Origin of the sequence: Rathayibacter sp. VKM Ac-2804, from assembly GCF_009866655.1 — a bacterium.
Taxonomy (GTDB): Bacteria; Actinomycetota; Actinomycetes; order Actinomycetales; family Microbacteriaceae; genus Rathayibacter.
This window is the reverse complement of sequence record NZ_CP047420.1, coordinates 2,080,542-2,092,993: the sequence shown is the minus strand read 5'-3', so window position 1 is coordinate 2,092,993 and position 12,452 is coordinate 2,080,542. Positions and strand designations below refer to the sequence as shown.

The window sequence follows — 12,452 nt, the reverse complement described above, 5'->3', positions numbered from 1 at the left end:
GATCGGCGACCGGAGCCGCCGGCTGGGTCGTGGCTCAGACGCCGTGGTGGCCGGCGAGGCTGAAGTCGAAGACGCCCTCGTCGAAGCGGCTGTAGGACGAGTAGTCGAGCAGCTCGTAGAGCTCGGCCCGCGTCTGCATCCCGGCGACCTCGGACTGCAGCGAGCCCTCGGCCTTCAGTGCGTCGAGCGCGCGCATCGCCGCGCCCATCGCGATGCGGAGCAGCGACACCGGGTAGATCACGATGTTCACCCCCACGTCGGCGAGCTGCTGCGTCGTGAAGAGCTCGCTCTTGCCGAACTCGGTCATGTTCGCCAGCACCGGGACGTCGATCGCGGCGCGGACGGCCTCGAACTCGCTGAGGTCTCGCATCGCCTCGGGGAAGATCGCGTCGGCGCCCGCGTCGACGAGGCGCTTCGCCCGGTCGATCGCGGCCTGCAGCCCGTCGAGCGCGCGGATGTCGGTCCGGGCCATGATCACGAGACCCGGATCGCGGCGGGCGTCGACCGCAGCGGCGATGCGCCGCACGGAGGTGCTCTCGTCGACGACGGCCTTCCCGTCGAGGTGTCCGCAGCGCTTGGGATTGACCTGGTCCTCGATGTGCAGGGCCGTCACTCCGGCGTCCTCGAGCATCTGCACGGTGCGCGCGACGTTGAGCGGCTCGCCGAAGCCGGTGTCGGCGTCGATCAGGACGGGCAGGTCGGTCATCCGCGCGATCTGCTGGCCGCGGCTCGCGACCTCGCTCAGCGTGGTCAGGCCGATGTCCGGCAGGCCGAGCTCGGCCGAGAGCACCGCGCCCGAGACGTAGACGCCGTCGAAGCCCTTCTCCTCGATCAGCCGCGCCGACAGCGGGGTGAACGCCCCCGGCAGCTGCAGCAGCTCGTCGGTCGCGAGCCGCTCGCGGAAGAGGCGGCGCTTCTCGGCGGGAGTCCGGGTGGAGTGGAGCATCGGGCGTCCTTCCCCTGGTGCGGAGTTCGGGTGCGGAGTGCGGAGGCCGGGCCGGCCCCCGTCGAATCTATCCCCCGGATGCCGCCTCGCGTCCCTCCGGCGTCACCCGAGCTCGCAGGCGCCCGTCCCTTAGCCTGGACGGGATGCTGCTACTCGAGACCTCCACCCCAGACCCCGTCGCCGCGACCATCTCCTTCTTCGACTCCGAGCTCTTCTGGAAGAGCGTCGCCGTCCTCGCGATCGTGCTCGGCGCCCTGCTGGCCCGCGTCATCGCGCACTTCGTCGTCGGGCGCGTCGTCGATCAGATCGTCTCGGGGGTGAAGAAGCGCCAGCGGGTCGAGGACACCCAGGCGATCGCCGCCTCTCCGCTCGCGGCCGTCCGGGTCGTGCAGCGCACGAGGACGCTGGGCTCGATCCTCAACAACATCAGCTCGATCCTGATCGTCGTCGTCGCCGTGGTGATGATCGTGAACACCATCGACAACACCCTGATCGGCTCGTTCGCGCTGCTGACCGCCGCGCTCGGCGCCGGCCTCGGCTTCGGCGCGCAGAACATCGTCAAGGACGTCCTCAACGGCCTGTTCATGGTCGCGGAGGACCAGCTGGGCGTCGGCGACGTCGTCGACACCGGTCAGGCCACGGGCGTCGTCGAGGCGGTCGGCGTGCGGATCACGCAGATCCGCGACGTGAACGGCACACTCTGGTTCGTCCGCAACGGGGAGATCGTCCGGGTCGGCAACATGTCGCAGGGCTGGTCGCGAGTGATCATCGACCTGGCCGTGCCCTACGAGACCGACCTCGAATCCGTGCAGAGCACGATCCTCAGCACCGCGAACGAGCTCGCCTCGAGCAGCCGCTGGCGGGCGCGGATCATCGACAAGCCCGAGCTCTGGGGCCTCGAGTCGATCGCCGACGACGCGCTGGTCATCCGCGTGGTGCTGAAGACCCGCACCACCGCGAAGGACGACGTGGCGCGCGAGCTCCGCATCCGCCTGAAGCGCGCGCTGGACAGCCTCGACGTGAAGCTGCCCTCGCTCAGCGCGGTGGTGCTCAGCGGCTTCGAGGGCGCGACGAGCGTCGGCGGCGTGAAGGGACCGCGCACGACGCCGACCGCCACGGTCACGACCGAGCACGGCAAGCCGGTGCGCCTGCCGAGGGCGCTGCGACGGCCGAAGGCGGCTGAGCCCGCTCAGCGCCCGCAGGACGGCGGCTCCGTGCCGCCCCAGACGGGACCGCGCTCGTGAGCGGGCTGCAGATCGGCGGCACTCCCCCGATGCGCTCCTTCTGGGAGCACCTCGGTGGACGACCGACCTTCGAGCGCCTCGTCCGCCGCTTCTACGAGGGCGTCCGCGAGGACGAGGTCCTCTGGCCGATGTACCCCGAGCACGACCTCGAGGGCGCGATCCAGCGGCTCACCGGCTTCCTCGAGCAGTACTGGGGCGGCCCCGGCACCTACAGCCAGGAGCGCGGGCACCCGAGGCTGCGGATGCGCCACCAGCCGTTCAAGGTGAACCCCGAGGCCCGCGACCACTGGCTCGCGCACATGCGGGTCGCGGTCGACGAGCTGGAGCTGGCTCCGGCGGACGACGCGATGCTCTGGGACTACCTGGAGCGCGCGGCGCACGCGATGGTCAACACCTTCGAGGAGTAGCGCTCGGCGCTTCCCGCCGGCCTCGGATCAGGCGGGGGTGCGGACGAGCACGTGCCCGCGCCGCGAGGTGAGCCGCCGCCACTGCCCGCTCTCGAGCAGCGCGACGGGGTCGTCGGCGCCGAGGAAGCCGAGGGCGAACAGCGCGAAGGCGGCGCCGGCGGGCACATCCTCCAGGCCGTCCAGCGGACGGCCCCAGACGGTCGAGCGCACGCGGCCGACGATCTGCTCGCCGGTCTCAGAGCCGACGGCCGCGGCGATCTCGTCGATGCCGTCGCGGGCGACCTTCTCGAGGAACGCCGGATCGACCGGCTCGCGCCGCTGCCAGCCCCCGCGCGGCGGCGAGATGCCGGCCCAGGCGCCCGCGGTGGCGTCGTCGCCGTCGGGCAGCACGACCGGCTTGCCGTCCGCTCCCCCCGGCTCCCACTGCAGGCGGGCGAGCCGGTCGGAGAGGGCGCGGATCGGCACCACCCGATCGAAGGAGGTGGGCTCGTCGAGCGCGAAGACGCGCAGGCCGAGCACGGTGGAGGACCGGTCGAGCAGGCCGCGCGGCTGGAGGATCGCGGTGTACGCCGCCAGGATCCGGTCCTGGGCGAGCAGGCGCACGGCGCCGTCCTCGACGCGCGCGGACCGGCCGAGGAACACGCGCAGATCGGAGAGGCTGGGCGGATCCGCCAGGGAGAAGGACGACATCATCGCGTCGATAAACTTACCCGAGGCCGCTCTCCTGATCGGCAGACACCCCGGAGGTCCCGTGTCCGATCCGCTCTCCTCGTTCCTCACCGCCCTCGATCTCGTCGACACGGGCGCGCGCACCAGCGAGGACATCTCCACCGGTCCCTCGCAGTGGATGCCGGAGGGCCGCGTCTTCGGCGGCCAGGTGCTGGCGCAGTCGCTGATCGCGGCGGGCCGGACCGTCGACGAGCGCAGCGTGCACTCGATGCACGGCTACTTCCTCCGGCCGGGCGACGTCTCGCTGCCGATCACCTTCTCGGTCGACCGGATCCACGACGGCCGATCGTTCGCCACCCGGCGGACGCAGGCCTACCAGAACGGCGCGCCGATCCTCTCGATGATCGCGTCGTTCCAGACCGAGGACGAGGGCCTGGACCACCAGACGCCGATGCCGGAGGGCGTCCCCGACCCCGAGTCGCTGCCGAGCACCGCCGAGGTGCTGAAGGGCGTCGACCACCCGGTCGGCAGCTTCTGGGCGACCCAGCGGCCGTTCGACGTCCGCCACGTCGAGCAGCCGGTCTACCTGCGCGCGGATCCGAACCGCACCGCGCACCAGTGCGTGTGGATGCGCGCGCTCGGGCCGCTGCCCGACGACGCGCTGCTGCACCGCGCCGCCCTCGCCTACGCGAGCGACTACACGATCCTCGAGTCGACGCTGCGGCGGCACGGCGCGGCCTGGATCACCCCGGGGCTGCGGATCGCGAGTCTCGACCACGCGATGTGGTGGCACCGCCCCGCCCGCGTCGACGAGTGGCTGCTCTACGTCCAGGAGGCGCCGAGCGCCTCGGGCGGGCGCGGTCTCTCGCTCGGCCGCATCTACTCTCGGGACGGCCGCCTGGTGGCGAGCGTCGCCCAGGAGGGCATGGTCCGCGTCCCGCTCGGCTGAGCGGCCCGGCTCGCGCCGCTGCCGCCCGCCCGACGGGCCGCCGTCAGCTCCGCTTGGAGAAGGCGACCGGCTCCTCGACGTACGGCGCCCAGACCTCGCGGAGCTCCTCCGGGATGCGCTCGGGGCGGCCCGTCGCGGCCGTCACCATGACCAGCGTGGTGGCGGCCTTGGTGTAGAGCACGCGCGGCTCGACGCCGACCGGGGAGTACAGCTCGTAGCAGACCTCGAGGCTCGCGCCGCCGATCCGCCCGATCCACAGCTCGATGTCGAGCGGGGCGCGCATGTACGGGATCGGCGCGAGGTACTCGATCTCCTGGCGCGCGATCAGGCTGATCGTGCGCGCGCCCGGCCGGGCGTCGAGCACCGCCGTCGCCCTCCCGCCCGGCTCCGGGGAGTCGGGGCGCCAGAACGCCTGGATGCGCGCCTCCTCGAGCAGGCGCAGCATCTCGGCGTTGTTGACGTGCGCGTAGGCGTCGAAGTCCGACCAGCGCAGCGGGATGGCGACGTGCAGGCGCATCAGTCGCGGGTGAGCTTGCGGTACGCGGAGCGGTGCGGCTTCGCCGCGTCCGGGCCGAGGCGCTCGATCTTGTTCTGCTCGTAGGACTCGAAGTTGCCCTCGAACCAGTACCAGTTCGCCGGGTCGTCCTCCGTGCCCTCGTAGGAGAGGATGTGCGTCGCGATCCGGTCGAGGAACCAGCGATCGTGGGTGATCACCACGGCGCAGCCGGGGAACTCGAGCAGCGCGTTCTCGAGGCTGCCGAGCGTCTCGATGTCCAGGTCGTTGGTGGGCTCGTCGAGCAGGAGCAGGTTGCCGCCCTGCTTGAGCGTCAGCGCCAGGTTGAGGCGGTTGCGCTCGCCACCGGAGAGGATGCCGGCGCGCTTCTGCTGGTCCGGGCCCTTGAAGCCGAACTGCGAGACGTAGGCCCGCGAGGGGATCTCGGTCTTGCCGACCTGGATGTAGTCGTGCCCGTCGGAGACGACCTCCCACAGGTTCTTGTTCGGGTCGATGCCGCCGCGGGTCTGGTCGACGTAGGAGATGTCGACCGTCTCGCCGATCCGCAGGTCGCCCGAGTCGAGCGGCTCGAAGCCGACGATGGTCTTGAACAGCGTGGTCTTGCCGACGCCGTTCGGGCCGATGACGCCGACGATGCCGTTGCGCGGCAGTGTGAAGCTGAGGTCGTCGATCAGGACGCGGTCGCCGAAGGACTTGTGCAGCTTCTTCGCGTCGATGACCTGCGAGCCCAGGCGCGGGCCGACCGGGATGACGATCTCCTCGAAGTCGAGGACGCGCGTCTTCTCGGCCTCCGCCGCCATCTCCTCGTAGCGCGCGAGGCGCGACTTCGACTTGGTCTGGCGGCCCTTGGCGTTGCTGCGGACCCACTCGAGCTCGGTGGTCAGGCGCTTGGCGAGCTTCGCGTCCTTCTTGCCCTGCACCTCGAGGCGCGCGCTCTTCTTCTCGAGGTAGGTCGAGTAGTTGCCCTCGTACGGGTAGAGGTGGCCGCGGTCGACCTCGGCGATCCACTCCGCGACGTTGTCGAGGAAGTACCGGTCGTGGGTGACGGCGAGGACGGCGCCGGGGTACTTGGAGAGGAACTGCTCGAGCCAGAGCACGCTCTCGGCGTCGAGGTGGTTGGTGGGCTCGTCCAGCAGCAGCAGGTCGGGCTTCTGCAGCAGGAGCTTGGTCAGCGCCACGCGGCGCTTCTCGCCGCCGGAGAGACTGGTGACGGGCGAGTCTCCCGGCGGGGTGCGCAGCGCGTCCATCGCCTGCTCGAGCTGCGAGTCGAGGTCCCAGGCGTCGGCGGCGTCGATGGCCTCCTGCAGGGTGCCCATCTCGGCGAGGAGCGTGTCGAAGTCGGCGTCCGGGTCGGCCATCGCCAGCGAGATCTCGTTGAAGCGGTCGATCTTGCCCTTGATCTCGCCGACGCCCTCCTGGACGTTCTCGAGCACCGTCTTGGTCTCGTCGAGCTCCGGCTCCTGCATCAGGATGCCGACGGTGTAGCCCGGGCTCAGCCGCGCCTCGCCGTTGCTGGGGGTGTCGAGCCCCGCCATGATCTTCAGGATCGTCGACTTGCCGGCGCCGTTCGGGCCGACCACGCCGATCTTCGCTCCGGGCAGGAACGACATGGTGACGTCGTCCAGGATCAGCTTGTCGCCGACCGCCTTGCGGGCGCGCACCATCGAGTAAATGTATTCAGCCACTTCAGTCCCTCAACCGCTCGTACGTTCTCGGAGCCCCGCTCTCCGCCGCGGGCGCCCCGTTGCTCGGGTGCCCCTCGGCCGGAATGTCGCCGGTGATCGACCACCGCACGCGGGAGCGCGGGCGGGAAGGTCGGAGGCCGGGCCGGTACCGAGGATACCGGCTGGAGGCTCGTGGCGTTCGGCTCCGTGCTCCGGCTCCTGCCGTCGGCTCAGCCGTCGAGCGGGACGGTGCTGCCGATGAGGCAGGCGCCGGTCGCGATCGGCGCGGCGACGATCGCGCGCACGCCGTCCACATTCGGCCCGTACTGCCCGATCAGGCAGGCGTCGCTCGCCTTCACCGAGACCTGGACGGAGTCGGCCTCGAGGCCGACCGACGTCTCGTCGGCGGTCAGCTGCATCGACTCCTTCGCGAAGCCGGCGGCCACGAGGGCGTCGACGACGCTCCGGCCCGGGGTCTCGGGATCCGAGCCGGCGGCGGCGGTGACGATCTGCCGGAAGAAGGGCAGGTTCTCCTCGGCGGTGCCGCCGGGCACCAGCGCGACGGGAGCGGCCGATTCGGGTGCGGACGGGGCGGCGGAGGCCGACGGGCTCTCGGCGGCGGGCGGCGCGGCGGGGGACGTGCAGCCGGCGATCCCGATGAGCAGCGCGAGCACCGCTCCCGCTCGCAGGCCGGCGCGGACGACGGTCCGTGTGCTCACTCGAATCCCTCCCGCGGCGGCCGGACGCGCGCCGGACGCCGCGTCAGAACGGGGCGTCGACCGATTCTAACGACGCCTCGGACGGCTCCGGCGCGCAGGCGCGCGCTGCGCCCCAGTCGCCGCCGGAGGAGCCGGAGGAGCCGGAGGAGGAGCCGGAGGAGGCGCCGGAGGAGGAGCCGGAGGAGGCGCTCTCGACGGCGGCCGGCGCCTCCGCGCTCCAGCCGCTCGCGCGGGTCGCGACCGCCTCAGGCGCTGCCGCCTCGGCCGTCGCCGACTCGGGCGCTGCCGACTCGGGCGGTGCCGCCTTCGCCCGCCCGACCGTCCGGGTGCAGCGCGTGGTGCCCCAGGCCAGGTCGTGGCCGAGGCCCTCGGCGATCACGCTGACGTCGGTGCCCGCCTTGCCGCCGGACTCCCAGGAGCGGACGGAGAGGCGACCGGTCACCAGGACGCGGTCGCCGCGGGCGAGCGACGCCAGGGCGTTGCCGGCCAGCCCGTTGAAGGCGTTCACCGTGTACCAGTTGGTCGCGCCGTCAACCCAGCGCTGGGTGGAGCGGTCGTAGCGCCGCTGGGCGGACGCCAGGCGGAAGGTCGTCATCGCGGTGCCGCTCGTCGTGTCGACGCTGCGCGGCTCGGTGCCGATGACTCCGATGACGGTCAGGGTGTCGGTCATGCTGCTGTCCTCTCCTCGGTCGCCGCTACGGGCGACGCTCCTCTGCTCCCGACGCGACTGCGACGGGGGCGCCGCCCGGGCGGAGGGGGCTGGAACCACCCGGGCGACGCAGGGACAGTGTCGCGACGAAGGGCCCGCCTCCGTGGTGGAGGCGGGCCCTTCGGTGGAGACCCGGCGAGATCGTCGCCTGGGGAGGAGCGCTAGGACGCGAGGATGTACTTCGAGTAGGACTTGCGGATCTTGTTCACCTTCGGCAGCGCCACGGCGAGGCAGTAGCCCTGACCGGGGTTCTTGGCGAAGAAGTCCTGGTGGTAGTCCTCGGCCTCGTGGTAGGCGCCCAGCGGCGCGATCTCGGTGACGATCGGGCCGTCCCACCACTCGGACGCGCGGTCGCGAGCGGTCTCGAACAGCTCCCTCTCCTCGTCGGAGGAGTAGTACATCGCCGAGCGGTACTGGGTGCCGACGTCGTTGCCCTGGCGGTTGAGCTGCCGCGGGTCGTGCAGCGTGAAGAACACGTCGAGGATCACCTGCTCCGGGATCACCTCGGGGTCGAAGGTGACGGCGACGGCCTCCGCGTGCCCGGTGCGGCCCGTGCAGACGGACTCGTAATCGGGGTTCGGGGTGGTTCCGCCGGTGTAGCCGGAGACGACGTCGGTCACGCCGTCGAGGACGCGGTAGACGGCGTCCAGACACCAGAAGCATCCTCCGGCGAGTACGAATGTGCGCATTGCGTGTGACTCACTTCCTGTCGCATCGACGCGGCCGGGGTGCCGGGCGCGTCCTCCGATCCAACACGCTCCGCCGCGTCCGCATTCCGCAGCGCTCACCCCCTGGAATAGAGTCGCCGGGTGAGCTACGACGCCGCCCCCGCCCGCTACGACGCCATGGACTACCGACGCGCAGGACGGAGCGGGCTGATGCTGCCCGCCCTCTCGCTCGGCCTCTGGCACAACTTCGGATCCGACCGCCCCCTCGACACCCAGCGCGCGATCCTGCGCCGCGCGTTCGATCTGGGGATCACCCACTTCGACCTCGCGAACAACTACGGACCGCCCTACGGCGCCGCGGAGACCGCGTTCGGCCGCCTGTTCGCCGAGGACTTCCGCCCCTACCGCGACGAGATGGTCATCTCCTCCAAGGCCGGCTACGACATGTGGCCCGGCCCCTACGGTGACGGCGGCTCGCGCAAGTACCTGCTCTCCTCGCTGGATCAGAGCCTGACCCGGCTCGGGCTCGACTACGTCGACGTCTTCTACTCGCACCGCCCCGACGCCGAGACGCCGATCGAGGAGACGATGGGCGCGCTGGTCTCGGCCGTCGAGCAGGGCAAGGCGCTGTACGTCGGCATCTCGAACTACAGCCCCGAGCAGACCCGCGCCGCCGAGGCCGCCCTCGCCGGCAGCGGCGTGCACCTGCTGCTGCACCAGCCGCGCTACTCCCTCTTCGACCGCCACATCGAGGACGGCCTCTTCCCGGTCCTCGACGAGATCGGCACGGGCTGCATCGTCTTCTCGCCGCTCGCGCAGGGGCTGCTGACCGACCGCTACCTCGACGGCACGGTGCCCGCGGGCTCCCGCGCCGCGACGTCGCGCTTCCTCTCCTCCGACCGGATCGACGAGAAGTACCTCGAGCGAGCGCGCGGCCTGAACGCGATCGCCCAGGGCCGCGGTCAGACCCTCGCGCAGCTCGCCCTGAGCTGGGTGCTGCGCGTGCCGACGGTCACGAGCGCGATCATCGGCGCCTCGAGCGTCGCCCAGCTGGAGCAGAACATCGCGGCCCTCGAGGCCGGACCCCTGACGGAGTCGGAGACCGCCGCGATCGAGGAGTTCGCGGTGCACGGGACGTCGCTGAACTGACGTTCCGAACCGACCGCGGCGGGCCGGCGGCGATGTCGGTGGTCGCTCGTAGTCTGCGAGAGCACTCGGCCGGTGGGTGCTCCCGCACACGACGACCAGCAGGAGGAAGCAGTGTCCCTCACCACCCTTCACGCCACCCGCGTCCCGCCCACCCTCACCCGCGTGAACGCGCGCCTCTGGCGCGTGAGCACCGGCGCGGGCTCGATCGTGGGCCACGTCGAGCTCGTCGAGGGGCCGCAGGGCGAGAAGTACCGCGCCCGGCTCCTCCGTGCCGGGATGCCGTCCGGACCCGAGATCGGCGAGTTCTGGAGCGTCGAGGACGCGATCGAGGTCTTCCGGGTCGCCTGAGCCCCGGCTCGGCGCGCCGATCCCCCGGGGGTCGGCGCGCCTGACCCGCCTGCCGCCGGGCCCCGGGCTAACGTTCGGCTCATGCAGTGGTGGAACGAATTCGTGACCTGGGTCCAGACGGCCGAAGGGCGCCAGTCGGTGTTCGTCGCCGCGCTCGTCCTCCTCGCCGTGATCGTCGGGGTGATCGTGGCCGCGCTCGTCCTCCGCTCGGCGGTCGCGCGCCTCATCCGGCAGCAGGAGCACGAGCGCAAGAACGCGGTCATCGCGACGCTCATCGATGCCGCGGTCGACGCGTCGGCGTGGAACGTGCTCAGCCAGTCCGAGCGCATCCTCAGCGACCGCGCCGCGGCGCAGGCCGAGACGCACCTCCGCCTCCTGCCGGTCAAGGGCTCGGGAGTGGCGGCCAACTGGGCCGCGCACGAGCTCGCCGACCTCAAGCACACCTCGTCGACGGGCGGCTACCAGACGCAGGCGAGCGTGGGCGAGTTCCGCGACCGCCTCGTCCTCTGGCGAGACAAGCCGAACCGCGCCCGCAAGGCCTTCCTCGCCGACCTCGAGCGCTGGCGCTTCTCGGAGACCTCGCGTCCCGAGACGCCGAAGACCGGCGCCTCGACGGAGACGTCGAGCGACCGCGCCCCGGAGCCGGCGCGCTCCACTCCCGCCGCCGCGGCCACCCCGGTCGTCATCGGAGCCGCATCGTCGGAGCCGACCGCCGCGTTCGAGCGTCCGTCGACGCCGACCATCGTCCTGCCGCCCGCCGCGGAGGGCCCCCACACCGACGAAACGCGCCGACTTCTCGCCGACGTCGACCGCCTCGACGTCCCCTCGCGGGAGCGCACCGTCGAGGAGCTCCCGCCCGTCGAGCAGCCCGCGGCGAGCACCCCGGCGACCCCCGCGGACGAGTCGGACGACACTCCGGCGGACCGGGATCAGAGCACCGCGACCGCCCGCCCGGCCGAGTAGCCGACCTCCGGGACGAAGAGAAGGCCCCGATCGCGAGTGCGATCGGGGCCTTCTCCGTGGTGCAGTTCGTACGCCTCAGACGTGCGCATCTCGAGCACGAGCGACTCGACCGACCAGCACAGCGAGGGGCGCCGCGATGATCGTCCACGCGACGGCGATTCCGCCGAGGATGGCGAGGAGCAACATGGTCGTACCTCCGTTTCTTACGTCGTTGTAATTCCGGTGCTCGCCCAGCCTAGGGGCGGGTGGAGGGCCGGAACCGCTGATGCGACGAAACACGCCGGTGTTGCTCAGATTTCTGCACTGTGCTAGCGGCACCCGGACCGCGAGCCCGCGTCCGGGGGACGTCCTGGCCCGCGTCCGGGGCACGTCCGCGAGCCGGTGACGGGCGACGGAGAACGAGGCCCCGGGGAAGAGCCGGCACGGGGCCCGCGGACGCGGAAGTGCCCCCGGCAGGACTCGAACCTGCGACCGTCAGATTAGAAGGCTGCTGCTCTATCCGCTGAGCTACGGGGGCGTCTCGCCAGGGTACTACGGGGCTTCCGGGGGGCGGCGTCGCCACGGCGCCGGAGGAAGAGCGACCTCAGGCGCCCCGGACGAGCCCCAGCACGCCGACGACCAGTGAGACGACCGCGAGCAGCAGCGAGATCCCGATCAGGACCGTGTGGACGCGGAGGAAGGTCGTGGCCCGGCCCGAGGCGTCACGGGCCCGCGGGTCCTTGCGCACCCGGCGGAGGAACGGCGGCCAGACGACGGCGTTCCAGACGGCGTTGGCGATCAGCAGCACGCAGACGAGGATCATCACGGAGACCGAGTCTAGGAGGCGCTCCCCCGGCGCCGCGGCCGTGTCGGTGGCCGCGGATAGACTGCGGCGCATGAGTAGCGCCCCCGACCGTCTTGTCTGGATCGACTGCGAGATGACGGGACTCGACCTCGCCGTCGACGAGCTCGTCGAGATCGCCGTGATCGTCACCGACTTCGATCTCGAACCCCTCGACGAGGGGCTGTCGATCGTGATCCGCCCCGACGCCTCGGCGCTGGAGAACATGGGCGACTTCGTCCGGAACATGCACGAGACCTCGGGCCTCCTCAAGGAGATCCCGAACGGCGTGAGCGTCGCCGAGGCCGAGTACGAGGTCCTCGAGTACGTGCTCAAGCACGTCCCCGCCGAGCAGCAGGCGCCGCTCGCCGGCAACTCGATCGGCACCGACCGCGCCTTCCTGGTCAAGTTCATGCCGCGTCTCGACGCGCACCTGCACTACCGCAACGTCGACGTCTCGACCGTCAAGGAGCTGGCCCGCCGCTGGTTCCCGCGCATCTACTTCAACGCCCCGGCCAAGCACGGCGGCCACCGCGCCCTCGCCGACATCCTCGAGAGCATCCGCGAGCTCCGCTTCTACCGGCGGGCCGTCTTCGTCCCCGAGCCGGGCCCCACCTCCGCCGAGGTGCAGGCGATCTCGGCCGCCGTCGTGGACGAGTTCGCCTCGCGGATGTAGTACTCTC

Annotated in this window: 15 protein-coding genes and 1 tRNA gene; 7 read left to right on the top strand and 9 right to left on the bottom strand. The window is 71.6% G+C overall.

From position 1 onward, the window contains the following. Positions 1-34 precede the first annotated feature (34 nt). Positions 35-946 carry a methylisocitrate lyase gene (gene prpB, locus GTU73_RS09910; RefSeq protein WP_160089067.1) on the bottom strand — a complete coding sequence of 304 codons (912 nt, stop codon included), beginning with the start codon at positions 944-946 and terminating at the stop codon, positions 35-37. A 143-nt stretch (positions 947-1,089) separates the two neighbouring features. Between prpB and GTU73_RS09905 the strand changes: the two genes are divergently transcribed. Together GTU73_RS09905 and GTU73_RS09900 are read left to right on the top strand one after the other, a co-directional pair. Further along, on the top strand, positions 1,090-2,190 hold the full coding sequence (locus GTU73_RS09905; protein ID WP_160089065.1) for a mechanosensitive ion channel domain-containing protein: 1,101 nt from the start codon (positions 1,090-1,092) through the stop codon (positions 2,188-2,190). A gap of 29 nt (positions 2,191-2,219) precedes the next feature. Then, positions 2,220-2,597: a globin gene (locus tag GTU73_RS09900; protein WP_123446018.1), complete on the top strand. Its 378-nt coding sequence runs from the start codon at positions 2,220-2,222 to the stop codon at positions 2,595-2,597. A 27-nt stretch (positions 2,598-2,624) separates the two neighbouring features. Here GTU73_RS09900 and GTU73_RS09895 read toward each other — a convergent pair whose 3' ends face one another. Further along, positions 2,625-3,287, bottom strand: coding sequence for a hypothetical protein (locus tag GTU73_RS09895; protein ID WP_347877735.1), 663 nt, complete (start codon positions 3,285-3,287; stop codon positions 2,625-2,627). A 61-nt stretch (positions 3,288-3,348) separates the two neighbouring features. Here GTU73_RS09895 and GTU73_RS09890 point away from each other — a divergent pair, with 61 nt between their 5' ends. Beyond that, on the top strand, positions 3,349-4,215 hold the full coding sequence (locus GTU73_RS09890) for an acyl-CoA thioesterase II (protein WP_173250116.1): 867 nt from the start codon (positions 3,349-3,351) through the stop codon (positions 4,213-4,215). A gap of 43 nt (positions 4,216-4,258) precedes the next feature. Here the strand turns inward: GTU73_RS09890 and GTU73_RS09885 are convergent, their stop codons facing one another. From GTU73_RS09885 to msrA, 5 genes are all read right to left on the bottom strand, one after another. Continuing rightward, positions 4,259-4,732: a thioesterase family protein gene (locus tag GTU73_RS09885; RefSeq protein ID WP_160089061.1), complete on the bottom strand. Its 474-nt coding sequence runs from the start codon at positions 4,730-4,732 to the stop codon at positions 4,259-4,261. Beyond that, positions 4,732-6,414, bottom strand: a complete 1,683-nt coding sequence (gene ettA / locus GTU73_RS09880; protein ID WP_160089059.1) for an energy-dependent translational throttle protein EttA — start codon at positions 6,412-6,414, stop codon at positions 4,732-4,734. The genes GTU73_RS09885 and ettA overlap by 1 nt, the downstream gene beginning before the upstream one ends. Positions 6,415-6,623: 209 nt before the next feature. Then, on the bottom strand, positions 6,624-7,112 hold the full coding sequence (locus tag GTU73_RS09875) for a hypothetical protein (protein WP_160089057.1): 489 nt from the start codon (positions 7,110-7,112) through the stop codon (positions 6,624-6,626). A gap of 43 nt (positions 7,113-7,155) precedes the next feature. Continuing rightward, the gene (locus GTU73_RS09870) at positions 7,156-7,782 is read right to left on the bottom strand and encodes a single-stranded DNA-binding protein (RefSeq protein WP_160089055.1); all 627 of its coding nucleotides are present in this window, start codon (positions 7,780-7,782) and stop codon (positions 7,156-7,158) included. A 200-nt stretch (positions 7,783-7,982) separates the two neighbouring features. Beyond that, a complete protein-coding gene (msrA, locus tag GTU73_RS09865) occupies positions 7,983-8,510 on the bottom strand; it encodes a peptide-methionine (S)-S-oxide reductase MsrA (protein ID WP_160089053.1) in 528 nt (175 codons plus the stop codon). A 120-nt stretch (positions 8,511-8,630) separates the two neighbouring features. Here msrA and GTU73_RS09860 point away from each other — a divergent pair, with 120 nt between their 5' ends. From GTU73_RS09860 to GTU73_RS09850, 3 genes are all read left to right on the top strand, one after another. Further along, positions 8,631-9,638 (top strand): aldo/keto reductase, encoded by a 1,008-nt coding sequence (locus tag GTU73_RS09860; protein ID WP_160089051.1) that lies wholly within the window; start codon positions 8,631-8,633, stop codon positions 9,636-9,638. A 111-nt stretch (positions 9,639-9,749) separates the two neighbouring features. Beyond that, positions 9,750-9,986, top strand: a complete 237-nt coding sequence (locus GTU73_RS09855; protein ID WP_160089049.1) for a hypothetical protein — start codon at positions 9,750-9,752, stop codon at positions 9,984-9,986. An 81-nt stretch (positions 9,987-10,067) separates the two neighbouring features. After that, positions 10,068-10,949, top strand: coding sequence for a hypothetical protein (locus GTU73_RS09850; RefSeq protein WP_160089047.1), 882 nt, complete (start codon positions 10,068-10,070; stop codon positions 10,947-10,949). A gap of 444 nt (positions 10,950-11,393) precedes the next feature. Here GTU73_RS09850 and GTU73_RS09845 read toward each other — a convergent pair. Together GTU73_RS09845 and GTU73_RS09840 are read right to left on the bottom strand one after the other, a co-directional pair. After that, positions 11,394-11,466: transfer RNA gene (locus GTU73_RS09845), tRNA-Arg, on the bottom strand. Positions 11,467-11,532: 66 nt separating this feature from the next. Continuing rightward, positions 11,533-11,751: a hypothetical protein gene (locus GTU73_RS09840; RefSeq protein WP_160091311.1), complete on the bottom strand. Its 219-nt coding sequence runs from the start codon at positions 11,749-11,751 to the stop codon at positions 11,533-11,535. A gap of 73 nt (positions 11,752-11,824) precedes the next feature. On the opposite strand from GTU73_RS09840, the gene orn reads away from it, so the two are divergent. Further along, positions 11,825-12,445, top strand: a complete 621-nt coding sequence (gene orn / locus GTU73_RS09835) for an oligoribonuclease (protein WP_160089045.1) — start codon at positions 11,825-11,827, stop codon at positions 12,443-12,445. Positions 12,446-12,452: the final 7 nt, after the last annotated feature.

Coding starts and splice junctions, on each gene's coding strand:
- GTU73_RS09840 (WP_160091311.1), bottom strand. CDS start 11,751: ATGATCCTCGTCTGCGTGCTGCTGATCGCCAACGCCGTCTGGAACGCC.
- GTU73_RS09870 (WP_160089055.1), bottom strand. CDS start 7,782: ATGACCGACACCCTGACCGTCATCGGAGTCATCGGCACCGAGCCGCGC.
- GTU73_RS09905 (WP_160089065.1), top strand. CDS start 1,090: ATGCTGCTACTCGAGACCTCCACCCCAGACCCCGTCGCCGCGACCATC.
- GTU73_RS09885 (WP_160089061.1), bottom strand. CDS start 4,732: ATGCGCCTGCACGTCGCCATCCCGCTGCGCTGGTCGGACTTCGACGCC.
- GTU73_RS09900 (WP_123446018.1), top strand. CDS start 2,220: ATGCGCTCCTTCTGGGAGCACCTCGGTGGACGACCGACCTTCGAGCGC.
- GTU73_RS09850 (WP_160089047.1), top strand. CDS start 10,068: ATGCAGTGGTGGAACGAATTCGTGACCTGGGTCCAGACGGCCGAAGGG.
- orn (WP_160089045.1), top strand. CDS start 11,825: ATGAGTAGCGCCCCCGACCGTCTTGTCTGGATCGACTGCGAGATGACG.
- prpB (WP_160089067.1), bottom strand. CDS start 946: ATGCTCCACTCCACCCGGACTCCCGCCGAGAAGCGCCGCCTCTTCCGC.
- GTU73_RS09895 (WP_347877735.1), bottom strand. CDS start 3,287: ATGTCGTCCTTCTCCCTGGCGGATCCGCCCAGCCTCTCCGATCTGCGC.
- msrA (WP_160089053.1), bottom strand. CDS start 8,510: ATGCGCACATTCGTACTCGCCGGAGGATGCTTCTGGTGTCTGGACGCC.